Source organism: Klebsiella sp. K5-306, assembly GCF_051835185.1.
Lineage (GTDB): Bacteria > Pseudomonadota > Gammaproteobacteria > Enterobacterales > Enterobacteriaceae > Klebsiella > Klebsiella oxytoca.
Genome location: NZ_JAIFJY010000009.1, coordinates 135,087 through 159,229, shown reverse-complemented (window position 1 = coordinate 159,229; position 24,143 = coordinate 135,087). Strand labels below are relative to the sequence as shown.

21 protein-coding genes and 1 pseudogene are annotated in these 24,143 nt (G+C 57.7%); 16 read left to right on the top strand and 6 right to left on the bottom strand.

Features of this window, described 5'->3' with window-relative positions; all coding sequences use genetic code 11:
• Complete coding sequence (locus tag K2184_RS15530) at positions 1-1,434, bottom strand: aldehyde dehydrogenase (protein ID WP_163525586.1); 1,434 nt, start codon at positions 1,432-1,434, stop codon at positions 1-3.
• Between the two features lie 271 nt (positions 1,435-1,705).
• Between K2184_RS15530 and K2184_RS15525 the strand changes: the two genes are divergently transcribed.
• On the top strand, positions 1,706-3,304 hold the full coding sequence (locus tag K2184_RS15525; RefSeq protein WP_049127778.1) for an ABC transporter substrate-binding protein: 1,599 nt from the start codon (positions 1,706-1,708) through the stop codon (positions 3,302-3,304).
• Between the two features lie 16 nt (positions 3,305-3,320).
• Positions 3,321-3,554, top strand: coding sequence for a DUF2526 family protein (locus K2184_RS15520; RefSeq protein ID WP_004101835.1), 234 nt, complete (start codon positions 3,321-3,323; stop codon positions 3,552-3,554).
• Between the two features lie 8 nt (positions 3,555-3,562).
• Here K2184_RS15520 and K2184_RS15515 read toward each other — a convergent pair whose 3' ends face one another.
• On the bottom strand, positions 3,563-4,012 hold the full coding sequence (locus K2184_RS15515; protein WP_004101838.1) for a DMT family transporter: 450 nt from the start codon (positions 4,010-4,012) through the stop codon (positions 3,563-3,565).
• Positions 4,009-4,527 (bottom strand): GNAT family N-acetyltransferase, encoded by a 519-nt coding sequence (locus tag K2184_RS15510; protein ID WP_004112774.1) that lies wholly within the window; start codon positions 4,525-4,527, stop codon positions 4,009-4,011. Before K2184_RS15510 ends, K2184_RS15515 begins: the two co-directional genes overlap by 4 nt.
• Positions 4,528-5,020: 493 nt before the next feature.
• Between K2184_RS15510 and K2184_RS15505 the strand changes: the two genes are divergently transcribed.
• The 3 genes from K2184_RS15505 to K2184_RS15495 all read left to right on the top strand — a co-directional run bounded on the left by K2184_RS15505 (position 5,021) and on the right by K2184_RS15495 (position 8,160).
• Entirely contained in the window at positions 5,021-6,316 is a 1,296-nt protein-coding gene (locus K2184_RS15505) for a porin (protein ID WP_053064855.1), read from the top strand.
• Positions 6,317-6,481: 165 nt separating this feature from the next.
• A complete protein-coding gene (locus tag K2184_RS15500) occupies positions 6,482-7,057 on the top strand; it encodes a helix-turn-helix domain-containing protein (protein WP_004101846.1) in 576 nt (191 codons plus the stop codon).
• 65 nt (positions 7,058-7,122) lie between these two features.
• Entirely contained in the window at positions 7,123-8,160 is a 1,038-nt protein-coding gene (locus tag K2184_RS15495; RefSeq protein ID WP_004112778.1) for an NADP-dependent oxidoreductase, read from the top strand.
• A gap of 43 nt (positions 8,161-8,203) precedes the next feature.
• On the opposite strand, the gene rihA is transcribed toward K2184_RS15495, so the two are convergent.
• Positions 8,204-9,139 carry a pyrimidine-specific ribonucleoside hydrolase RihA gene (gene rihA, locus K2184_RS15490; protein WP_004101849.1) on the bottom strand — a complete coding sequence of 312 codons (936 nt, stop codon included), beginning with the start codon at positions 9,137-9,139 and terminating at the stop codon, positions 8,204-8,206.
• Between the two features lie 293 nt (positions 9,140-9,432).
• On the opposite strand from rihA, the gene K2184_RS15485 reads away from it, so the two are divergent.
• Positions 9,433-9,732 (top strand): DUF406 domain-containing protein, encoded by a 300-nt coding sequence (locus K2184_RS15485; protein WP_017145949.1) that lies wholly within the window; start codon positions 9,433-9,435, stop codon positions 9,730-9,732.
• 73 nt (positions 9,733-9,805) lie between these two features.
• On the opposite strand, the gene pqqU is transcribed toward K2184_RS15485, so the two are convergent.
• Positions 9,806-11,917, bottom strand: coding sequence for a TonB-dependent receptor PqqU (pqqU, locus tag K2184_RS15480; protein ID WP_004101853.1), 2,112 nt, complete (start codon positions 11,915-11,917; stop codon positions 9,806-9,808).
• A gap of 263 nt (positions 11,918-12,180) precedes the next feature.
• On the opposite strand from pqqU, the gene K2184_RS15475 reads away from it, so the two are divergent.
• Together K2184_RS15475 and K2184_RS15470 are read left to right on the top strand one after the other, a co-directional pair.
• The gene (locus tag K2184_RS15475; protein ID WP_016807844.1) at positions 12,181-13,242 is read left to right on the top strand and encodes a YncE family protein; all 1,062 of its coding nucleotides are present in this window, start codon (positions 12,181-12,183) and stop codon (positions 13,240-13,242) included.
• Between the two features lie 224 nt (positions 13,243-13,466).
• Positions 13,467-13,688, top strand: a complete 222-nt coding sequence (locus K2184_RS15470) for a YgdI/YgdR family lipoprotein (protein WP_004101857.1) — start codon at positions 13,467-13,469, stop codon at positions 13,686-13,688.
• A 49-nt stretch (positions 13,689-13,737) separates the two neighbouring features.
• On the opposite strand, the gene ansP is transcribed toward K2184_RS15470, so the two are convergent.
• A complete protein-coding gene (gene ansP, locus K2184_RS15465; protein ID WP_016807843.1) occupies positions 13,738-15,195 on the bottom strand; it encodes an L-asparagine permease in 1,458 nt (485 codons plus the stop codon).
• A gap of 268 nt (positions 15,196-15,463) precedes the next feature.
• Here ansP and K2184_RS15460 point away from each other — a divergent pair, with 268 nt between their 5' ends.
• The 8 genes and pseudogenes from K2184_RS15460 (at position 15,464) to K2184_RS15425 (ending at position 24,112) form a co-directional block, all read left to right on the top strand.
• Entirely contained in the window at positions 15,464-16,003 is a 540-nt protein-coding gene (locus K2184_RS15460) for an AAA family ATPase (protein WP_023329650.1), read from the top strand.
• 566 nt (positions 16,004-16,569) lie between these two features.
• Positions 16,570-17,571: an LLM class flavin-dependent oxidoreductase gene (locus K2184_RS15455; RefSeq protein ID WP_004101863.1), complete on the top strand. Its 1,002-nt coding sequence runs from the start codon at positions 16,570-16,572 to the stop codon at positions 17,569-17,571.
• Positions 17,568-18,689 carry an amidohydrolase gene (locus K2184_RS15450; RefSeq protein ID WP_004101864.1) on the top strand — a complete coding sequence of 374 codons (1,122 nt, stop codon included), beginning with the start codon at positions 17,568-17,570 and terminating at the stop codon, positions 18,687-18,689. Before K2184_RS15455 ends, K2184_RS15450 begins: the two co-directional genes overlap by 4 nt.
• Before the next feature lie 30 nt (positions 18,690-18,719).
• Positions 18,720-20,999: pseudogene (locus tag K2184_RS15445) on the top strand (NtaA/DmoA family FMN-dependent monooxygenase).
• A gap of 11 nt (positions 21,000-21,010) precedes the next feature.
• Positions 21,011-21,520 (top strand): GNAT family N-acetyltransferase, encoded by a 510-nt coding sequence (locus K2184_RS15440; RefSeq protein WP_016807839.1) that lies wholly within the window; start codon positions 21,011-21,013, stop codon positions 21,518-21,520.
• Positions 21,521-21,529: 9 nt separating this feature from the next.
• Positions 21,530-22,459, top strand: coding sequence for an amino acid ABC transporter permease (locus tag K2184_RS15435; protein ID WP_004101870.1), 930 nt, complete (start codon positions 21,530-21,532; stop codon positions 22,457-22,459).
• Positions 22,443-23,222, top strand: a complete 780-nt coding sequence (locus K2184_RS15430; RefSeq protein ID WP_004101872.1) for an amino acid ABC transporter ATP-binding protein — start codon at positions 22,443-22,445, stop codon at positions 23,220-23,222. The genes K2184_RS15435 and K2184_RS15430 overlap by 17 nt, the downstream gene beginning before the upstream one ends.
• Positions 23,219-24,112: a transporter substrate-binding domain-containing protein gene (locus K2184_RS15425; RefSeq protein ID WP_004101874.1), complete on the top strand. Its 894-nt coding sequence runs from the start codon at positions 23,219-23,221 to the stop codon at positions 24,110-24,112. Before K2184_RS15430 ends, K2184_RS15425 begins: the two co-directional genes overlap by 4 nt.
• Positions 24,113-24,143 lie beyond the last annotated feature (31 nt).

Genomic DNA, 24,143 nt, shown 5'->3' with positions numbered 1-24,143 from the left:
TTAAAACGGCAGCTCGCGCGGGAGCGTTTGCAGCGTGATCCAGCGCAGCTCAGTAAACTCGGCAATCCCCGCGCGTCCGCCAAAGCGGCCATAGCCCGATGATTTACAGCCGCCAAACGGCATTTGCGCTTCATCGTGCACGGTGGGGCCGTTGATGTGGCAAATGCCGGTTTGCAGATTTTGCGCCAGGTTCCACGCCCGGGCGCTGTCCCGACTGTATATCGCCGACGAGAGGCCATATTCGCTTTCGTTCGCGACGGCCAGCGCTTCGGCTTCGTTCTGAACGCGAATAATCGATTTTACCGGGCCGAACGATTCCTCATGCCAGATGCGCATTTCCCGGGTGACGCCATCGAGCAGGGTGGCGCGCATTTGCGTCGAATTGGATGTGCCGCCTGTGAGCAGGCGCGCGCCCTTCGCCAGCGCATCCTCTATCAAGGCATTGCAGCGGGTGACGGTCTTCATCTCTACCACCGGGCCGAGCAGGCTGGCGGGCAGGGCCGCCGCGCGCCTGGCTAGCAGCGCCACAAACTCTTCCGCGACGGCCGCATCCACAATGATGCGCTCGGTCGACATGCAGATTTGTCCGGCGTTGGCGAATGCGCCAAAAACGGCGCCCGCAGCCGCCTGTTCGAGGTCAGCGTCGTCGAGCACCAGCAGCGGTGCCTTGCCGCCCAGTTCAAGCACCGCCGGTTTCAGATGCTCCCCGCAGGTGCGGGCGATAATCCGTCCTACCGGCGTGGAACCGGTGAGGTTGATGCGACGTACGGCGGGGTGCGCTATTAGAGACTCCACCAGCGCAGGAGCGTCGGCGGGAGTGCAGGTCAGATAATTCACCACGCCGGCGGGGAAGCCCGCCGCCGCCAGGGCATCGATAATTAGCCCCTGAGTCGCCGGCGAGAGCTCCGCGCCTTTGAGAATAACCGTATTTCCGCAGGCCAGCGGCGTGGCGATAGCGCGAGTCGCCAGAATCAATGGTGCGTTCCACGGCGCCATGCTGAGTACGACGCCCGCCCCCTGACGGATGCCCAACGCCAGATTTCCCGGCACGTTAGAGGGGATCACCTGGCCTTCGATTTGCGTGGTCAATGCGGCGGCTTCGCGCAGGATATCGGCGGCCAGATGCACGTTAAAACCGGCCCAGTGCGCGGTGGCTCCCGTTTCGGCCGCCATCGCGGCAATAAACTTCGCCTCACGGCGCAGCATCTCTTCGGCAGCGTCCAGCAGGAGGCGTCGCCGTTCTGCGGGTATCGTATCGCGCCATTGCGGATACGCCGCGCCGGCGGTATCGGCGCAGCGGCGAGCGTCAGCCAGGCTGGCGGCGCTGGCAACGGAGGCGTTTTCTTGCGTCAGCGGGTTGTGGCGGGTAAAAGTGGCATGGCCTTCCGCATCGTGCCACTGGCCGTTGGTGTAGAGAGTGCAGGTTATTGTCATTGTAGGTTTCTCCTGGCGTTGCGATTTGCCGAGTGTACCGGGTTGCGCCGCCGCGTGATGCCGTCCGGGCGGTTATCGCCCTGTTTTTTCGCAACCTTTCGCACGCTTCACATTTATGACTGAAATCGAGGGGGGAGTGAAAGTAGAGATGCTGAATTAATCGGCGAAAATGCGGTTTTTAGCATAACCTGATACCAATTGATTATTTGCCGGTTGAATTCCCCTGTGCTGTTATTAAAGGACTTATAACAAATTCATAAGGCTTATAACCATGTCTACAGGGAAAACGTTTATTGCGCTGGCGTTGAGCGCACTTCTGCCGGCGGCAAGCGCGCTGGCGGCGGGCGATGATACGCTGGTCTATTGCTCCGAAGCCTCTCCGGAATCCTTCAATCCGCAGATTGCCAGTTCCGGGCCCTCTTTTGTCGCCAGCTCTCAGGTGCTGTATAACCGGCTGATAAACTTTGATCCGGTCAAAAACACGCCAGTTCCTTCCCTCGCGACGGAATGGAACGTCTCTCCGGACGGCAAAACCTGGACCTTTACCCTGCGTAAAGGCGTGCAGTTCAACAGCAATAAATTCTTTAAGCCGACCCGCGATTTCAACGCCGATGATGTGCTGTTCTCGGTGCTGCGCCAGAAAGATGCGAATCATCCTTATCACAATGTTTCCCACGGGCAATACGAATACTTTCACGACGTCGGGCTGGATAAGCTGATTAAAGAGGTCAAAAAGATCGATGACTACCACATTCAGTTTGTGCTCAACGAACCGAATGCGGCATTCCTCGCCGACTGGGGGATGGATTTTGCGTCAATTCTGTCTGCCGAATATGCCGATGCAATGCTGAAAAAAGGCACGCCGGAGTATATCGATACCTGGCCTGTCGGCACCGGACCTTACGCCCTCCAGCAGTATAAGGTGGATTCGCTGATTCGCTATGTTGCCAACCCGCACTACTGGGATGGTGAAGTGCCGACTAAACACCTGATCTTCTCGATCACCCCGAACGTTGAGACACGGCTGGCGAAGCTACAAACCAATGAATGCCAGATTATTCCCGCGCCGTCGCCGGTACAATTCCCGGTGATTAAAGGTAATAAAGATCTGGCGCTGCATTCGGTTGAGGCGCTCAACGTCGGCTATCTGGCGTTTAATACCGAGAAAAAGCCGTTCGATAACCTGCTGGTGCGGCAGGCGCTCAACTATGCCACCGACAAGCAGGCGATCGTGAAAGCGGTGTTCCTGGAGTCCGGCAGCGTTGCAAAATCGCCGATCCCTGCCAATATGCTGGGCTATAAGAAAGATCTGCCCGATTACGACTACGATCCGCAAAAAGCGACAGATCTCCTTAAACAGGCCGGGCTGGAAAAAGGGGCCGAAGTCACCCTCTGGTCGATGCCGGTGCAGCGCCCGTATAATCCTAATTCGCGCCGTATCGCTGAAATGATCCAGAACGACTGGAGCAAAGTTGGCATCAAAGCCAAAATCGTCACCTATGAGTGGGGCGAGTACCTCGCCGGTATGCGCAAAGGGGAGCATGACAGCGCGCTGTTTGGCTGGATGTCAGATAACGGCGATCCGGATAACTTTGCCGGTACCCTGTTAAGCTGCGATAACATTAAAACCGGCTCCAACGTTGCCCGCTGGTGCGATAAGCCCTACGATGCGCTGGTGAAAAAGGCTATCCTGGTGAGCGACCCGCAGGAGCGCGCTAAACTCTACGCTCAGGCGCAGGAGATTTTTTATCAGCAGGCCCCATGGATCACCCTGGCAACCGGCAAAACCTTCTACGCGACGCGCAGTAACGTTAGCGGATACAGCGTGAGCCTGATGGGCAGCGATTTTTCCAAAGTTAAACTTAATTAAGCCGGAAGGAGGAAGCATGTCGCATCTGGATGAGGTCGTCGCGCGCGTGGACGCGGCGATTGCCGAAAGCGTCATTAGCCATATGAACGAACTGCTGATTACATTAAGCGACGACGCCGGGCTGGGGCGAGAAGAGCGCTACGTGCAGCAGCAGCGTTTGCGTAACGCTATTGCTCATCATGGCCGCCAGCAGCATGAGGAACAGGAAGCGCGCCGGGAGCAGTTGACCCGCGGCGGCGAGATCCACTAAGCCAGGCGCTAGAACTGGCGTCTGGCCACCAGCCAGGCGCCGATAACCAGCATTACCGCACCGCAGAGTGGGCCAATCAGCGCGCGAAGCGGAACGCCATGCGCGCGAAGTAAATCCATCACCAGGCCACCGATCAACTGACTGGCAATCAATACTGCGATGGTGGTCGCCGCCCCGACGTTCTGATAGCCGCTGATGCTGGCAAAGACAAAGAACGAACCCAGCAAACCCGGAATTAGCGTCCACCACTTTACGCTGACCGCCAGCTCCTGAATCCCTGCCGCGCCGTGCTTCAGCAGCAGTATCGTGACAAAAATCACGATGCCGACCAGCGAGTTCAGCAGCATAGCGATCAGAATGGTCGATGCGGACTGGGTAATTCGTACCATCAGGGTGTTTTGCACGACCAGCCCAATGCCGGCGGCAATCAAACAGGCCAGGGTCAGCGTCTGATTCATGCGCCGCCGTCCGGATCGCGGCGATCGTCAAGCTGTAGCTGCATAAAGGTCAAATCCAGCCAGCGGCCAAATTTCGTGCCGACCTGCGGCATCTGTCCGGTGGTGATAAAGCCCAGCGTGTGGTGCAGATGTAAAGAAGCCTCATTTTGCGCTTCGATACCGGCAACCATCACGTGCTTATTCAATCGCTTAGCTTCGGCGATCAGGGCCACCAGCAGGCTGCGGCCCAGCCCTTTGCCCTGATGCTCAGGATGGACATATACGGAATGCTCGACGGTATGGCGAAAGCCATCAAAGGCGCGCCAGTCTCCGAAGGAAGCATAACCGGTAATGACGCCGTTTTCTTCGCTCACCAGCACCGGATAACCGGCGATCTGTCGGGCTTCATACCACGCGATGCGATTGTCGGTATCGACAGTTTTATCGTTCCAGATGGCGGCGGTATGGACGACCGCATGGTTGTAGATTTCTGCGATTGCCGCGCAATCGTCTTTGCTGGCATGGCGGATGATCATGGTAACCCTCAGGCTTGTACACTATAGTAGTACGCTATTATTACAATAATGTACGCAAGGCTGTCATCTGTTTTAGCCATAAATTTTTCCTCTGGCTTGCCGAATCCGTCGGTTCTCTGTCCAGGACTCTCCTGTCTCATCATTCAAATCAATACTTCCTGTTTTACAACTGATTGAACGTATCACTATTACTCTACAGTCATATTTTCAATTTTTATTTACCAGTTTTATATTTTGATGACATTTAGTAATGAAGTTGTGGCCACGATAACTTCATGATTGTATTGAAGATGATACAAATCATTGTGATAGCATTCCCTTTTTTATTTTTACGCAATAGAAATAGCTTAACCCCGGAAGATATATTGTCATTAATCAGAGTGCGTATGGAAAAATAGACGGCATAACTCTGGTGGATTTTATAACGATATTCCATTCATACCATTATGCGTATTTATACGCAGGGATTCATTTTGCTGATAAGGGTGAAGCAATGGCGCGTAGGAAAAATATGAAAGTAGTAGTGCCTTCGATACTGACAATTATTATGGGTAATGTATTAGTCAATACCACCATGGCGGCTGAAACTAATGTGCTACAGGCGGCACCGGCTTATACCGCAACGCAGACTAAAGGGGAGTCGCTGTGGAGCAATGATGATACGGCGATCGGTATTTTAGGATCCGTACGTTTAATGGCCAAAACGGATTCTCATCATAGCCAGGAACATAATATACAGAATAATGACTCACGGCTGGGGGTAGCCGTACGGCATAATTTTGATCTGAACGGCCTGAGTAATTATGCCGTAGGTTATTATGAGACTGGCGTTCATGGTTTAGATTCCGCAACAGATGACCAGGGCAACGATGTTTATACCCGGCAGGCTTATGCCGGTATTGGTAACGATCGATATGGTGTAGTGACCTTCGGTAAACAATATGCGCCGACAGACTGGGGGCTGGGCATTGACACAACCTATGCCTGGGGTGGAAAGGCGAAACATGATACCGCCGGAATGTCGACGGATATTATTAATTCCGCGGCGATCTACTATTTTAATGATAAAAATATGACCCTTGGCGTCATGGGGCAAGGTAATGACAACGTCGACAGCATCGGCTTTGCGGCCTATGGCGATGGCCCGAACCTGCATGACGCTTACCGCGATGGCTCAGCCACCGTTCACGGCGGCGCCGCGGCCGCCGCGCAGTATCGCTGGGATAACGGATTCTCCGTCTCCAGCGCCGTTGCCTATAATCATTACACGGTAAATAGCGGGTCAGCCAGCGGCTGCCAGAGTTTTGGCCCGAATGGTCACTGCTTTCATTACACCGATAATAACGGTGATGCCTATGACGGCAATACGTATTCCATGGGGATGAACGCAAAATATACCGCCAACGTCGGTGACCACGCCTGGTATAACGGCGCGGAGGTGACGTATTATCTGAATAAAGTTAATGATGTTAAAGCGGCGACCAGCGGTCATTACGATCGTAATACCCGGCATGGTGATGACCAGGAAACGGTGCTTGGCCTGGAATATGACTCCCAGTTTAAAATCACGCCGGCCTGGGGAGTGTACGTTGATTTTAACTGGTCGCAGGGCGGGGATGCCATGGACGGGCAGCACTTCCAGTCGACGGTATTAGGCACTGATTACTGGCTAGGTAATAGCGCGGTGACCTATCTTGAATACGGCTACGAAAAAGCCTGGGGCAACGATAACGAGGCGTGGAATATTGACGATCATCTTGGCGCAGTGGGCCTGCGCGTCTTTATTTAGTCGAGGCGTTTTCTTTTCATTTATTGCCTTAAAGGATGTAAGTTTAATTATCCCCTGATTTCTCCAGATTGCCCGGCGTAATATCACGTCGGGCCTTTTCCTCGGAATAAGCGGCCATTTTCGGCTGGTTGTGCAAACAGACGCCCTACACTATAGTGTCACGCTATGAATACTATAGAAGACAACCTGAACCAGCGCATCAGCGCACGCATCCGTATTGAGCGGGAATCTCGCGGCTGGTCGCTGAGCGAACTGGCGGATCGGGCGGGCGCGTCCCGGGCGATGATCCACAAGATCGAGCGCGGCGAAAGCAGCCCGACGGCCTCTATGCTTGGGCGGCTTTCCGGCGCCTTTGGCATCAGTATGTCGACGCTGATCGCCCGCGCCGAGATGCAGGAAGGCAAGCTGCTGCGGTTGGCTAATCAGCCGGTGTGGCACGACCCGCAGAGCCACTATCTGCGTCGTCACGTGTCGCCGCGTAGCGATTTGCCTATCGATCTGGTGCAGGTGGAGCTGCCCGGGGGCAGCGATATTCCGATGCCGGCGGCTTCTTATGCCCTGGCGCGACAGCTTATCTGGCTGCAGCAGGGCGAGCTGGTGTTTATCGAAGGCACTACGCGCCACGAAATGCAGGCGGGGGATTGTCTGGAGCTCGGGCCGCCGAACGACTGCCGCTTCATTAATGAAACCACGCAGCCCTGCGTCTATCTGGTCGTCCGGCTCAATCAATCTGCCTCATAATGTCAATGCGCGCTGACGGGAAAGCAGCTAGCCTCAATACAGACTTGTCAAAAGAGGAGTTTGTTATGGCTTTTAATCCGCAACGCCACCGCCGCTGGCTGCTGGCATCCCGTCCGCACGGCGAGCCGACCGGGGAGAACTTCCGCCTGGAAGAGGGTGAGGTCGCTTCTCCTGGGCCGGGGCAGCTGCTGCTGCGCACCGTCTTTCTGTCATTAGATCCCTATATGCGCGGGCGGATGAGCGACGCGCCTTCCTACTCGCCGCCGGTCGCCATTGGCGCGGTGATGGTGGGCGGCACCGTAAGCCGCGTTGTAACGTCGAACCATGCTGATTATCAGCCCGGCGATTGGGTGCTCGGCTACGGCGGCTGGCAGGATTATGAGATTTCCGATGGCAGCGGGCTGGTGAAGCTGGGCGATAACCCGGAACACCCCTCCTGGGCGCTGGGTATCCTCGGTATGCCGGGCTTTACCGCCTACATGGGACTGCTCGATATCGGCCAGCCAAAAGCGGGCGAGACGCTGGTGGTAGCCGCCGCCACCGGGCCGGTCGGCGCCACGGTCGGCCAGATAGCGAAGCTGAAAGGATGCCGTACGGTAGGCATTGCGGGCGGCAGCGAGAAGTGCCGTTATGCGGTAGAGACGCTGGGTTTCGACGTCTGTATCGATCACCGCGCGCCCGATTTTGCCGTTAAGCTGTTAGAAGCGTGCCCGCAGGGCATCGATATCTACTATGAGAACGTTGGCGGCAAAGTATTCGATGAAGTGCTGCCGCTGTTGAACACATCGGCCCGCGTGCCGGTCTGCGGCCTGGTCAGCGGTTACAACGCTACCGCGCTGCCCGCTGGCCCGGATCGTTTACCGCTGCTGATGGCGACGATCCTCAAAAAACGCATTCGGATGCAGGGCTTTATCATCGGCCAGGATTACGGTCACCGGATTGCGGAGTTCCAGCAGGAGATGGGGCGCTGGGTGCAGGCAGGGAAAATCAAATACCGCGAGCAGGTCGTTGACGGCCTGGAGAACGCGCCGCAGGCGCTCATCGGCCTGCTGAAGGGTGAGAACTTCGGTAAGGTCGTGGTTCGCGTCTCTCCTGACGAGTAATCATGTACCCGGCAGGCTTCGCGCCTGCCGGATAGTTTGACCATCAGGCGTAAAACGCCAGCCGCTCGGCCAGCAGATCGACAAAGGCCCGGCGATCGATGTCGAGCATCACCGTCGTATTTGGCGTCTTGCCGGTCAGGTTGTAGAAATCGACCACCGTCATTCCCTGCGTATATTTCCCCTGCGTTTCCACGCCGACCCAGCGTTCAACGGTGGTAAACATCTCCGGCTTCAGCAGCCAGGCAATGGTGCAAGGATCGTGCAGCGGAGCGCCGACAAAACCCCATTTTTCATCCTTATGGTACTCAAGGAAAAAGTCGAGTAGTTCGGCGACGATAGTGGATATCGGATTGCCGATACGGCGGAAACGCTCGATATCTTCGACGTGGATTTGCGCTTTGTGGGTGACATCCAGCCCGGCCATCACCACCGGGATCCCGGACTGGAAAACGATCTCTGCCGCTTCCGGGTCGACGTAGATATTAAACTCGACCGCCGGCTGCCAGTTACCCAGCACCATGGCGCCGCCCATCATCACGATGCGGGCAATTTTGCTATGCAGTTCAGGGTGGCTGTTGAGCAACAGGGCGACGTTGGTTTGCGGACCGGTAGCAACGATCGTAACCGGCCCGGCGCTTTCGCGCAGCGTTTTCGCCATCAGCTCGACGGCGGTGCAGGCCTGCGCGGCAAAGCCCGGCTCCGGCAGCGCCGGGCCGTCAAGCCCACTCTCGCCATGCACGTTATCGGCGATAATCAGCTCCCGCATCAGCGGCTTAAGCGCGCCGCCGGCGACCGGAATATCCGGGCGCTTAAGCAGGGTGAGCATCCGCAAGACGTTGCGCAGCGTTTTTTCCGGTGTCTGGTTTCCGGCGGAGGAGGTGACGGCTTTCACATCGAGTTCGGGTGAGGCGAGGGCAAGAACGAGGGCGATCGCGTCGTCGTGACCCGGATCGCAATCGATAATCACTGGCAGTGCCATGGCAGCTCCTTGTTGGCGTTATTTTGTGACAAGGGTAACGCCGCAAAGCGCTATAGACGAGGCTCAACGCAGGATAGTGTGATGGTGTGCACGAATGGTTGCCGATATTTTGGGCTCTCTCGCCAGGACGGATGCGCGATCTGTGCGCAATCAGGGCGTAGCCATGCGGTGGCGCAAGAAGTCGCTTCACGCGGTGGCGTATAATGATAAAACGACTCAACCATACGAATATTATTGGTTTGCTTTCCGCAAATGGATTCTTATTCTAAAGAAAATTTTACGAGGTAACCGCAATGAAAGATGTTGTAGATAAATGCAGTACCAAAGGCTGTGCCATTGATGTAGGTTCGATTATTGATAATGAGGACTGCGTATGGCGAGTTGAGAAAAACTTCGTCAGCCGCGAAGAGGCTGAGTCCACCCTGGCGGCCGTTCGCCAACGTGCCGAAGCCGCCGCACCCGCCAGCGAGCCGCCGCAGGTTGACTATACCATTGAGACCGCCGGTGATGAGGTTAAGCTTGAGGCTTCAATTGCCTTCTCCTGCCAGGCGGAGAAGATTATCTTCGAATTGTCCTTAAGAAACGTGATTTAACGTCAGCAAGCCGCCACAGCTAATCCTCAAGGGGATCATGCAAGCGATCCCCTTGAGGTTCAGCGGTTAAGGGTTACTCAAATCGCCATGCCAGATTGAGCCCGATGCCGTAGTTGCGGCCCGGCGCCGGTTCGTAGTAGCGTCCATTGGATTCGTTAACGATAACCGAACCGGCGTAGCGGCGGTCAAACAGGTTATCGACGCGGCCAAACAGATCCATATCCATCTTTCCGTAGCTCCATTTATAGCCGGTCGTCAGGCCGACGACTGTCCAGGACGGCGCTTTGGCGGTGTTCTCATCGTTAGCCATAATATCGCTCAGATAGCGAATATCGCTGCCCGCGTACCAGCCTTTTTCGGGCTGGTAGCCGAAGGAGGCGTAGCCCATGTTACGGGCGATCCCCGGAATACGATTACCTTTACAGCTGGCATCGTCGCAGACGTTGGTACGATAGGTCGCATCCAGCCAGGTCCAGGCCGCTTTTAAACGCCAGCTCTCGCCGAACTGCTGATCCAGCCCCAGTTCCATCCCCTGGCGACGGGTTTTCCCGGCGTTTTTGTAGCTGGTACGGCCCCCGCTGCTGGCATCGACAACAATCTCATTGTCGGTGTCGGTCTGGAACAGCGCGGCAGTTAACAGGCCATTGCCGATTCGCGCCTTACTGCCAATTTCAACCGTTTCGTTGGTCGACGGCTGCAGGCCAAAATTCAGCCCGCCCTGGTCGCCGGAGCGATAGGAAAGCTCATTGATCGTCGGCGTTTCGAAACCGCGACCGGCGGAGACGTAGACATTCCAGGCGTCGGTTACCGCATATTTCAGCGAGCCTGCCGGCAGCCATTTATGATAGCTGGCTTCGCCGCTGTCATCGCCGTTGCCCGGCGTAATGTAATAATCGTTGGAATCGAACCAGACTGAGCTATAGCGCACGCCGGCGTCCAGAGAGAGCTTCTCGGTGAGCTGCCACTGGGTTTGCAGATAAGGGTCAAGGTTCCACATCAGGTTGCGCTCGTTGCGGCGCAGGTCGCCTTTCTCCCCGTACTGCGGCGCGCCGTTGTTCATGACAAAGTTTTCGTAACCCTTGCGGCGTTCGCTCATGGTCTCGTAGTCGAGACCGGTGGTAAAGGTGACCGGCACCAGAAGCTCGCCACGGTGCGTCCAGCGGGTATCAATGCCCTGATAGTGACGCGTCAGGTCGATCACGCCGCCCGCATGGGTGGGTTTGAGCTGCGGCGCACGCGGGATCGACTGATATTGCGTGGTCTCACGCTCGCCGGCATACATCATCACGCTCAGATCGTCCTGCTCGCTCAGCTGTCGCTCGTAGCGTAAACCGGCCTGGGTCTGTTTGATGGTTTTACGGGTATTGTACTCATCGCCTCTCGGCGACTGGCGCGGATTGTTTTGCCATTCGTCATAGCTCAGGCCGCCCGCGTCATTAGCTTTAATATCCACGCTGTTAAACAGCAGGGTCAGCTTACTGACGTCATTGATGCGCACGCCGAGCTTCGCGTTGGCGAGATTCTTACGCGCGCCGCTATGGTCGCGGGAGCCATGGGTGGTGAAGCGGTTGGTGGAGACCACATAGTCGACATCGCCCGCATGGGTGCCGTCGCCGACCGCGCCGGTTGCTTTCATGCCGTAATGCCAGGTACCAAAGCTGCCATAATAGCTGCTGGCTTCGAGAGTTGGCGGCTGGGCGCCGGTCTGGCTGGTAGCGTTGATCACCCCGCCGGAGGAGTTACCGTACAGGGCGGAAAACGGTCCGCGCAGCACTTCAAGCGAATCGAGGCTGCCAATATCAATATTCGAGGTTTGCCCCTGGCCGTCGGGCATGGTGGCCGGGATGCCATCGACGTAAATGCGCAGCCCGCGCACCCCGTAGGTGGAGCGAGAGCCAAAGCCGCGAATTGAAAGCTGCAGATCCTGCGCGTAGTTCTGGCGGTTTTGCACCTGTAGTCCCGGTACCGCGCCCAGCGACTCGGAGAGGTTAACCCGCGGCGCAGCCTGGCGCATCTCATCGCCGTTAACCACGCTGACGGCGGCGGGGGTATCGAGTTCAGAGACTGCCGACGGCGCGGCGGTAACTACCATGGTCTGTTCAGCGGCGATAGCGGTTGGCGCAGCGGATACCAGCGGTAAAAGCAGAGCGGGGAGCGCGACGGCGCGCACGGAAAGGATTTTCATCAACGTTACTCACAAAACGAACCAAACGGAACATATGTATATATGTTAGCTCTTTTGTAAATTTTTTGAAAAGACTTAACAGGATTTGAGTTAACAAATAGCAAGAATTGCGTGATGCTCAGGACACAACTGGTAATTAACGCTCCACATTGCGATAAATAATGATTACTATTCGCATTCCAAAGAATAGCGCAAAGCGATGATTTTGCGCCCCGGAAGCACTGTCGAGCAGGCATATATTTGTTTTATCAAAGGGAGTCGTCATGTCATTACGTCATCTGTCCGCGCCGCGTCTGCGCCGTTCACTGTTGTTAACTTCATTACTGCTGGCGGGGAGCTTTAGCGCCCATGCGGCGGAAGAAATGCTGCGCAAAGCCGTCGGCAAGGGCGCATACGAAATGGCCTATAGCCAGCAGGAGAACGCGCTGTGGGTGGCCACATCGCAAAGCCGTTCGCTGGATAAAGGCGGCATCGTTTATCGTCTCGATCCGACGACCCTCGAAGTGACCCAGATCATTCATAACGACCTGAAACCCTTCGGCGCGACGATCAATAACGCCACCCAGACCCTGTGGTTTGGCAACACTACCGACAGCACCGTCACTGCCATTGATGCTAAAACCGGTAAGGTAAAGGGACGTCTGGTGCTCGACGCTCGTCAGCGCAGCGAGACCGTGCGCCCGCTGGCGCCGCGCGAGCTGGCGGTCAATGAGAAAACCAATACCGTCTACATCACAGGCCTGGGTAAAGAGAGCGTGATTTGGGTTGTGGATGGCGACAAGCTGACGCTGAAAGACACTATCGCTAATACCGGCGCAATGGCGACCGGCCTGGCGGTGGACGCAGAAGCGAACCGCATCTATACCACCAACGCCGACGGCGAGCTGGTGACTATCGACAGTACCAGCAATAAGATCCTCTCGCGCAAGAAGTTGCAGGATGATGGCAAAGAGCACTTCTATCTGAATCTCAGCCTTGATACCGCCGGTCATCGCGCCTTTATCACCGACAGTAAACAGCCGGAAGTGCTGGTGGTCGATATTCGCGATGGCAAAGTGCTGGAGAAAATCGCCGCGCCGGAGTCCCTGGCCGTTCTGTTCAACCCGACGCGCAATGAAGCCTACGTGACGCACCGCAAAGCCGGTGAAGTGAGCGTGATCGATGGTAAGAGCTACAAGGTGGTCAAAACTTTCAAAACCCCTACTCACCCGAACAGCCTGATGCTTTCCGCCGATGGCAAAACGCTGTACGTAAGCGTGAAGCAGGAATCGACGCGTCAGAAAGAGGCGACCCAGCCGGATGACGTTATCCGCATCGCGCTGTGATCTTCACGGGAGGGGGAAGCCCCTCCTGAAAGTCGTTCTGCCGGGCGGCGGTTTACGTCTTACCCGGTCGGCATAATCCCCGCCTGGTTCGTGCCTTACAGAAAATAGCGTCTTCACCGATATCACCCTCTGTTACAAACGCTTATTAGCCTGACAAATGTAATGGCTATAAACTTACCGCTTTCCTGCGTAAGCGGGACGGTGGCATTAATCCTGGAGATATGATGAAAAGAACATTGATGGTCGTTTGCGCCGGCGCAATGCTGGCTTTGCTGGCAGGCTGTAGCTCAAACTACGTGATGACGACGAAAAGCGGGCAAACCATTGTGACGCAGGGCAAACCGAAGCTGGATAAAGATACCGGCATGACCAGCTATACCGATGAGTCGGGCAATAAGCGTCAGATTAACAGCAGCGATGTTGCTCAGCTGGTGGAAGATAATTAAGTTCTGCAGTTGCGGTTTGCCCCACCGGGCAAACCGCAAAAGGGACGAGTTACGGTTTTTCAATATCCGGCGCAGTGCTGTGAATATCATGCACGCGCTTGCGTACGCCAAACCAGCCGGCGACCAGCAAAACGGCAATCAGCGGAATCGAACCGATGGTATAAGTCCCATTCGGGTAATCGAAAGCCATTAATACCAGCACGCTCAGCAGGAATAGCAGGGTCAGCCAGGAAGTAAAAGGCGCTCCCGGCATCTTGAAGCTGACGTCTGCGGCCTTGCCTTCTTTGATCGCCTTGCGCAGGCGCATCTGGCACACCACAATAAATCCCCACGAGGCGATGATGCCCAGCGAAGCGACGTTGAGGACTATCTCAAACACCTGCGAAGGCACCAGGTAGTTGAGGAATACCCCAACGACATAGACGCCCAGCGTCGCCAGAATACCGGCATAGGGCACGTGATGGCGGCTCATTTTCGACATAAATTTAGGCGCCGAACCGCCCATCGACATGGAGCGCAGAATACGCCCGGTGCAGTACAGTCCGGAGTTGAGGCTGGAGAGCGCGGCGGTTAATACCACAATATTCATCACGCTGCCGATATACGGCACGCCCAGCTTCGAGAAGAAGGTGACGAACGGGCTCTGCCCGGCCTGATAGGCATTCCACGGCAGCAGCAGCACCAGCAGCAGCACCGAGCCAACGTAGAACAGACCAATACGCCAGATGACGCTGTTGATGGCGCGCGGCACCATGGTCTGCGGATCTTTACACTCGCCGGCGGCGGTACCTACCAGTTCAATAGAAGCGAAGGCGAAAACCACGCCCTGAACCAGCACCAGCGCCGGGAGCAGGCCGTGCGGGAACAGACCGCCGTTATCGGTGATCAGATGGAAACCGGTGGCATTGCCATCCAGCGGCTTGCCGGTGCCAAGAAAAATAGTCCCGACCACCAGAAACGCCACGATTGCCAGTACCTTGACCAGCGCGAACCAGAACTCCATCTCGGCGAACCATTTCACGCCGATCATATTCATGGTGCCGACGATCGCCAGCGCGCCGAGGGCAAACACCCACTGCGGAACGTCGCCGAACGCGCCCCAGTAGTGCATATACAGCGCGACGGCGGTGATATCGACAATCCCGGTCATCGCCCAGTTGATGAAGTACATCCAGCCCGCAACGTAAGCCGCTTTTTCGCCGAGGAACTCGCGGGCGTAGGAGACGAAGCTGCCGCTGGAAGGGCGATGAAGCACCAGCTCGCCAAGCGCGCGTAAAATAAAGAACGAGAAGAGGCCGCAGACCAGATAAACCAGCGCCAGCGCCGGTCCCGCCATCTGCAGGCGCGCGCCCGCGCCGAGGAACAGGCCGGTACCAATCGCGCCGCCGATGGCAATCATCTGCACCTGACGGTTGCCCATTGCCTTGTGGTAGCCGGACTCCTGCGAGTTTAGCCAGTGGCGTTTGGCAGCGTGCTGCTCCGCCACGCTAGAGTGTTTTGTATTCATTGATGTCGCTATTTTCCTGTCAATGTCCATGAAGTGGTTCGTGCTGCTGGCTCTCCCATCATTCTGATGAATGAGATAAGCGAGCATGGCGGAGAATCCTACACGTATCGGAAAATGGACGCACGTAAAAGATTTGTCGACAGCACTTGCTTAAATATCAATGAGATCGGCAGGTTTAAGTGCTTCCCCGGCACCCTGGAAATTTTGCTCAGCGTTTTAACGGTATTGCGCTATGCTTTTCCGCCCGCGTTTTGCCCGAGAGGCCACGATGAAAATCAACGTAGTAGGGACCAGCGGCGTCGGCAAATCTACCCTCGCGCGTCGGCTGGCTCAGGAACTGTCTCTGCCTTATATCGAAATGGATGTGCTCTACTGGCTGCCCGAGTGGCAAGGGACGCCGGACGATGAGTTCTACGCTAAGCTCGCCGCCGCGCTCGCCGCGCCAGGCTGGGTGCTTGACGGCAACTATAACCGCAGTCGTCCGGTAAAATGGCGCGACGTGGATCTGGTGGTGTGGGTGGATTACAGCTTCTGGCGCACGATGCGCCAGGCTATCTGGCGCGCGGCATCGCGTGCCAGCCGACGCCAGGAACTGTGGCCTGGCACCGGTAACTGTGAAACCTTCCGCCGCTCCTTCTTTAGCCGGGACTCCATTATTCTCTGGACGCTAAAAACCTGGCGCAATAATCGCCGCCGCTATCTGGCGGATATGCAGGATCCGCAGTATCGACATATTCGCTTTGTGCGCTTACGCAACCAGCAGCAGACCGAGGCGCTGGTGCGCGAGCTTCGGCAGAATAGCCGATAATCCCCCGGCTCGCGCTGCGCTTAGCCGGGCTACAGGCCCGCAGACTGCTGAGGACGCGTAGCCCGGACAGATGCGCAGCATCGCCTCCGGGAAATTCTGCCACTCTGCGCGCTTTCCCCGGGGGCGGCGCCGGTCTACCGGGCCGCAGGCTGCTGAGGATGCGTAGCCCGGACAGATGCGCAGCATCACCTCCGGGAAAGTCTGTCACTCTGCGCTCTTTTCCCGGGGGCGGCGCAAAGCGCCTGCCCGGGCTACAGGCCCGCAGACTGCTGAGGATGCTTAGCCCGGACAGATGCGCAGCATCACCTCCGGGAAAGTCTGCCATTCTGCGCTCTTTTTCCGGGGGCGGCGCCGGGCTACCGGGCCGCTGATTGCCGGGAACTCGTAGCCCGGGTAAGGCGTTTACGCCGCAACCCGGGGAATGCGTCGTGACGTGGCATCGCCTCCGGGGACATTTACCTCACCGCATATCTAATTTTCGGCAGAGCACATGTAAATAAATTGTTTCTCTCCAGCCGCGGGCGCTTCTAATAATGCAGACATGTTAATTCACATGAGCCTGCGAAATGTCTTATCGAATCAGTATCCTGGATAAAAGCCCGCTGGCGGCCGGAGAAACGGCCGCCCAGGCGCTGGCGCGCACATTAACGCTCGCGCAACAGGCGGAAGCCTGGGGATATCACCGTTTCTGGATCGCCGAACACCACAACACCGACCAGCTCGCCAGCCCGTCGCCGGAACTGGCGATTGCCTGGATCCTCGGCCAGACCCGCAGCATTCGCGTTGGCTCCGGCGGCGTTATGCTGCAGCACTACAGCCCATATAAGGTGGCGGAGAACTTCAATATGCTGGCTTCTCTTGCCCCGGGCCGCGTGGATCTGGGCGTGGGCAAAGCCCCCGGCGGACTGCCGCTCTCCACTCGCGCGTTGCAGCAGGGACTTAATCTCCAGCAAAAGGGGAGTTTTGCCGACCAGCTGGCGCAGCTCGACAACTGGCTGTCGCTGACCGAAACCGATGGTGAAGAGAGCGTCCGCGCAACCCCAATCCCGCCGCGTCGCGCCGACGGTTTTCTGCTCGGCGCCAGCCTGGAGAGCGCGCAGCTGGCGGCGCAGCTGGACTGGAACTTCGTCTTCGCCGCCCATCTCAACGGCGATAAGCAACTGCTGCGGGAGGTGTTAACCCGCTGGCGCGAACTGAGCCGTCGCGACGCCATTATCGCCGTTCAGGTTATTGTGGCCGAAGAGGCCGCAGCGGCCGCGGCGCTGGCAAAATCCGTCGAAGCATGGGGCGTTGAGCTGGAAAACGGTCAGCGGGTGACCGTCGGCAGCGAAGCGCAGGCGGCCGCCTTTGCCCGTCAGGCGGGCAGCAGGCCGACGCGTATCGCCCGGCGGGAATCGGCCGTGCTGTTCGGCACCCCCGAGCAGGTGAAAGCGCAGCTGGATGCCTTGCAGTCGGCGTGGAACATCGACGAATTTATTATCGACACGCCCATTAGCGACGGCGCGGCGCGCCTTAACTCCCTGCGTCTGTTGGCCCGGGCGCATCTGAGCGCGGAGGTCCAGCCATGAGCCTTGCTGAACAGTTAATTCGCTGGCGGCGCGAGCTGCATCAGTATCCGGAACTTTCGCTGCAGGAGGTCGACACCACCGCGCGTATTCGCGACTGGCTACAAAGCGGCGGCATCAGCCTGTTGCCATATGATCTGAAAACCGGCGCGGTTGCCGAGGTTGGGAGCGGCAATAAGGTGATTGCCCTGCGTGCCGATATTGATGCGCTGCCTATCGAAGAGGCGGCCAGCGTGCCGTTTCGCTCGCTGAATGCCGGCGTGATGCACGCCTGCGGGCATGATATTCATACCAGCGTGATCCTTGGCGCGGCCTTACTACTGAAACAACGCGAAGCGCAGCTGGCGGGACGCGTCCGCATTCTGTTCCAGCCGGCGGAGGAGAGCTTCGGCGGCGCGAAAACCCTGATTCGAGCCGGCGTGCTGGAGGGCGTTTCCGCCATTTTCGGTATGCATAATGAACCGGGGCTGCCGGTGGGGGAATTCGCCACCCGAGGCGGCGCGTTTTATGCCAACGTCGATCGCTTTGTGTTTAAGGTGACCGGCAAAGGCGCTCACGCCGCCCGGCCTCATGAAGGGAAGGACGCCATTCTGCTGGCCAGCCAGCTGGTGACCCTGCTGCAAAGCGTCGCCAGCCGCGAAGTGAACACCCTCGATTCCGTGGTGCTGAGCGTCACGCGGATTCAGGGCGGCAATACGTGGAATGTCCTGCCGGAAAGCGTCGAGCTGGAAGGTACGCTGCGCACCCACAGCAGCGAAGTCCAGCAGCGGGTGAAGGCGCGGGTGAGCGAGATTGCCGCCGGCTTCGCCAGCGCCTTCGGCGCGCAGATCGATGTCTTCTGGTACGCCGGGCCGACCGCGCTGGTCAATGATGAACGCTGGGCGGCTTTCGCCAGCCACGTGGCCGATCGATCCGGCTACCGCACGCACCATGCGGATCTCCATCTCGGCGGAGAGGATTTCGCCGTTTATCTTCAGCATATTCCCGGCGCGTTCGTCAGCATCGGCAGCGCCAGCGAGTTTGGCCTTCACCATCCGGCGTTTAACCCGGATGAGCGCTTAATCGCGCCGGCGGCGCACTACTTTGCCGATCTGGCAGAGCAGGCGCTGAAAGAACTTTAATTATTCAGGGTCATAGACTAAGGATTAACGATGTCTGAACAACGACAGCTGCGCATTGGCACTATCTTACATGGCGCATCGGGAAATATGTCGGCCTGGCGCCATCCGGCCGCGCTGGCCGACGCCAGTATTAACTTTGAGTTCGTGAAGCAGACGGCGTTAAAAGCGGAAGAGGGCAAGCTCGATTTTATTTTTGTTGCCGATGGCTTATATATTAATGAAAAATCGATCCCGCATTTTTTAAACCGTTTTGAACCACTCACCGTATTATCCACCCTTGCAGCGGTAACCTCGCGTTTAGGCCTCGTCGGCACCTTGTCGACCTCCTACAGCGAGCCCTTTACCACCGCTCGCCAGTTCGCCAGCCTCGATCATCTGAGCGGAGGACGCGCTGGCTGGAACGTGGTGACATCGCCGCTCGAAGGCTCAGCGAAAAACTTCTCCCGGGCGCAGCATCCCGATCATGCGCTGCGCTACCGCATCGCCGATGAATACCTTCAGGTCGTTAAAGGCCTGTGGGATTCATGGGAACAGGACGCGTTTATTCGTAATAAAGAGAGCGGCCAGTTCTTTGATAAAAATAAGCTGCATACGCTTAATCATCACGGTGATTTCTTCAAAGTAGCCGGCCCGCTAAATATTGCCCGCACGCCGCAGGGCCGACCCATTATCTTTCAGGCGGGCGCTTCCGAAGACGGTAAAAAATTAGCCGCCAGCCATGCCGACGCTATTTTTACCCATCAGGACTCGCTGGCGGAAGCGCAGGCCTTTTATCGCGACGTCAAAAGCCAGCTCGACGCGTACGGCCGCCGGGAGAGCGAACTACACATATTCCAGGGCGTCAGCGTGATCGTTGGCGATAGCGCCGACGATGTGGAACAGCAATACCAGACCACCGCCGCGCTGGTATCGATTGAGGACGCGCTGAATTATCTCGGCCGCTATTTTGAGCATCACGATTTCGCCCAATATCCGCTGGATGAGGCGTTCCCGGATATCGGCGACCTCGGGCAGAACAGCTTTCGCAGCACCACCGATGAGATTAAACGCAACGCCCGCGAACGCGGCCTGACCCTGCGCCAGGTCGCGCTGGAGGCAGCCAGCCCGCGACCGCGTTTTGCCGGAACCGCCGCAGAGGTGGCAGATGGGCTACAGCAGTGGTTTGAACAGCGCGCGGCGGACGGTTTTATTATCCAGGGCGGTACGCCGGATACCTTCCCGCGCTTTGTGGACCAGGTGGTACCGATCCTGCAGCAGCGTGGATTATTCCGTGAAGAATATCCCGGCACCACGCTGCGCGAAAGTTTAGGGCTGGCAGAGCCCGTCAATCAATTCCAAAAACAATAATAGAGAACACCCGCTATGCAGAAAACGCAGAAAAAATCGCTATTACTGGCGCTGGCGCTGGCGCTGGCCGTGAGCGCGTCATCCTGGGCGCAGAACGTCACGATCAACGGCACCGGCGTGAGCCTCGAAGCCAACAAAACGCCGATTCACACAGCAAAAAATCCGCAGGCTATCGCCCAACTGCCGAAGGGTCTCCACCTGGCGGTGCCGGGTAAGCTGACCGTCGCGGTCGCCGCGCTGAATTCGCCGCCGCTGACCGTGTTTTCTGATGATAACAAAACCCTGCTCGGCAGCGAGGTGGATATCGCCCGCCTGGTGGCCGACAGCCTCGGGCTGGAGCTGAACGTGGTGCCCACCTCGTGGGAAGACTGGCCGCTCGGCGTCGCCTCCGGCAAATATGATGCGGCGGTCAGCAATATCACCGTGACCAAAGAGCGCAAAGAGAAGTTTGATTTCGCCACCTACCGCAAAGATTCGCTGGGTTTTTACGTCAAGAGCACCAGTCCGCTGAGCAAAATTGAAAAAGCCGAAGATATTGCCGGGCTGCGGATTATCGTCGGCTCCGGCACCAACCAGGAAGCGATTTTGTTGGCGTGGAACGCCGAGAATCTCAAGAAGGGGCTGAAGCCGTTTACGCCGGTCTACACCAAAGACGACGCCGCCCAGACCCTGGCGCTGCAGTCCGGGCGCGCCGACGCCTTCTTCGGCCCGAACGTAATCGGCGCGTGGAAAGCGGCGCTGACCGGCAAAACCAGGCTGGTGGGCAGCGTTGACGGCGGCTGGCCGAAGGCGGCGCATATCGCCGTGACGGTGAAAAAAGGCAGCGGTCTGGTTGAACCGGTACAGACGGCGCTGAACGGCGCTATCCGCAGCGGCGATTACGCGAAGGTGCTGAGTCGCTGGGGCGAAGGCGTGGAGAGCATCCCGCAATCGGAAATTAACCCGGCCGGACTCGGCGACTAACAGGAGGCATGATGAGCGATCTATTCCGCGATGTCTCTCCGGAAGCGCCGGAGCTGCAGCCGATTATTGAGGGCCTGTTCGGCGAGTACGCCGCGCGCTACGGCGACTACTTTTCCCGCGATGCCGAAGTCGAGCTGACTGAATGGTATCTGGCGCCGCAGGGGCTATTTATCGTGCTGGAGCGGGAGGGGGAAATTATCGCTACCGGCGCGTATAAACCGAAAGATGCCCATACGGCAGAAATCAAACGGATCTGGACCCATCGTCGTCTGCGCCAGCAGGGGCTGGCGGCGAAAGTGGTGCAGGAGCTGGAACGTCGGGCGCTGCTGGCGGGCTACAGCCATATCTTTTTGACGACCGGTTTTCGTCAGCCGGAAGCGGTGCGGCTCTATCTGAGCCAGGGCTACGAGGCGCAGTTTGACCTCAACCGCGATCCGGAAGAGTACAGTTTGCCGCCGTTCGATGGTCGGCTGCGTTTTACGAAAGCGCTGGCGGTCAGCGCGCTGAGCCAGAGCGCTTAAGGAGCCAATATGCATACCCAGGAAACGATTAAGGTTGTCCCCGCGCGCTATCCGCTGCGGGCAGTGGGCGCGGTGCTGGCGCTGCTGGTGCTGGCGGTGGTGATTCAATCAGTTGCCTTTAACCCGCGCTGGGAGTGGGGCGTCTTTGCCCGCTGGTTCTTTGACCCGGTGATCCTCGAAGGCCTCGGGCAGACGCTGCTGTTGACCCTGCTGGCGACGGCGCTCAGCGTTATCTTCGGCGGACTGCTGGCGCTGGCGCGACTCTCCAGTTCATGGCTGCTGAGCAGCCTTGCCTGGGGCTATATCTGGTTGTTTCGCTCGCTGCCGCTGATCGTGGTGCTGATTATTCTCTACAACTTCTCTTATCTCTACGACACCCTGTCGATCGGCATTCCGTTCACCGCTATTCGCTGGGCCAGTTTTGAGACCATTAGCGTGCTGGGGCAGTTTTCTACCGCCGTTGTCGGGCTGACCCTGGTACAAAGCGCCTACACCGCCGAAATTATTCGCGGTGGTTTCCTCGGGGTCGATCACGGGCAGTATGAAGCGGCGGCGGCGCTGGGGCTTCCGGCCAGCCGCCGCACGCTGCGCATTATCCTGCCGCAGGCGCTGCGCACCATTTTACCGGCGGGTTTTAACGAAATTATCAGCCTCGCCAAGGGGACAGCGATGGTTTACGTGCTGGCGATGCCGGAGCTGTTTTACACCATCCAGATGATCTATAACCGCACCCAGGAAGTGATCCCCCTGCTGATGGTCGGCGCCGCCTGGTACCTGGCGATCACCAGCGTGCTGTCGCTGATTCAGTATCTGGTCGAGCGCGGCCTGGCCCGCAGCGAGCGCCGCTCGGCGGTTAATAGCGCCCGCAGCAGCCGTCGCGTTGTTGAAACCGTTCATCGTCCCCAACCGCAGGAGTCCGCCCATGCTCAACTCTCGTAACGGTCATATCTCCATTACCGGCGTCAGCAAATACTTTGGCCGCCATAAAGCGCTGGACGATGTATCGCTGGAAATAGCACCCGGTACGGTGACGGTGATCCTCGGGCCGTCCGGTTCGGGAAAATCGACGCTGCTGCGGGCGATCAATCATCTGGAGCGCGTTGATGAAGGCTTTATTCAGATCGATGGCGACTATATCGGTTATCGCCGTAAAGGCGACAAGCTCTACGAACTGAAAGAGAAGGAGATCCTTCGCCAGCGGATCAACGTTGGCTACGTGTTTCAGAACTTCAACCTGTTCCCGCACCTGACGGTGCTGGAAAACCTGATTGAAGCCCCCATCGCCCATAAACAGGCGACCCGTAAGGAGGCTATCGCGCGGGCGTACGAACTGCTGGACGTAGTTGGACTACGCAATAAAGCCGACGCCTGGTCGCGGCACCTGTCCGGCGGTCAGCAGCAGCGCATCGCCATTGCCCGGGCGCTGGCGCTTAACCCGCGAGTGATGCTGTTTGATGAACCCACCTCCGCGCTTGACCCGGAGCTGGTGGGGGAAGTGCTGGATGTGATTAAAAAGCTGGCGCGCTCCGGCACCACGCTGGTCGTGGTCACCCACGAAATTGGCTTTGCGAAAGAGGTGGCGGATCGGGTGGTGTTTATGGTCGACGGCAAGATAGTCGAGCAGGGCAGCAGCGACAATGTGCTGAACCATCCGCAGCACCCGCGTACGCAGCAGTTTTTATCGAGGGTATTAGCGGCATGAAAAACGGATTTTTGACCCTGGCGTTACTCTCTTTATCTGCGGCATCGCAGGCGGCTATCGACCTGCGCGCCAACGAGCAGCCGCTGCCGGTAACCCGCGATGAGCAGGCGGTGGCGAAGATCCCGGCGGATTACGTCTTCGTCGAACCGGGTACTTTAACGGTGGCGATTTCAGCGCTCAACTCGCCGCCGCTGGCGCTGCTGGCCAGCGATAACCGCACGCGTATCGGCAGCGACCCGGATATCGCCCGGCTGCTGGCCGGCAGCCTCGGGCTGAAGCTAAAGCTGGTGCCCACCGCCTGGGAGGACTGGCCGTTGGGGATTACTTCCGGGCGCTACGACGTGGCGCTGGTGAATATTGCGGTAACCGAGCAGCGGAAAGCGAAGTTTGATTTTGCGACCTATCGCGTCGATTCGCTGGCCTTTTCCGTAAAATCGACCAGCGACATCGCCAGCGTGAGCGGCCCGGCGGATCTCGCCGGTAAAAAAGTGATTGTCGGGTCCGGGACTAACCAGGAGCGAATTTTGCTCGGCTGGAACGCCGAAAACGAAGCCGCCGGGCGACAACCTGCGCTACCGGTCTACCTGACCGATGACGCTTCGGGCAACCTCTATATTCAGTCCGGTCGCGCGGACGTGTTTTTTGGGCCGCAGTCGGTAGCCGCTTACAAAGCGGCGCTCAGCGGTAAAACCAAAGTCGTCGGGCTGGGGCCGAAAAAGGCTTATGTCGCCACCACCACCAGGAAGGGTAACGGACTGGTCTATGCGCTTCAGGCCGCGCTGGATGGCGCGATAGCGCGCGGAGAGTATCAGAAAGTGCTGGCCCGCTGGGGTGAGCAGGGCGAAGAGGTGAGGCAATCGGAGGTGAATCCGCCGGGGATTACCTACTAAAAAACCGCTGTTTCGCAGGAGTGTGATGCGA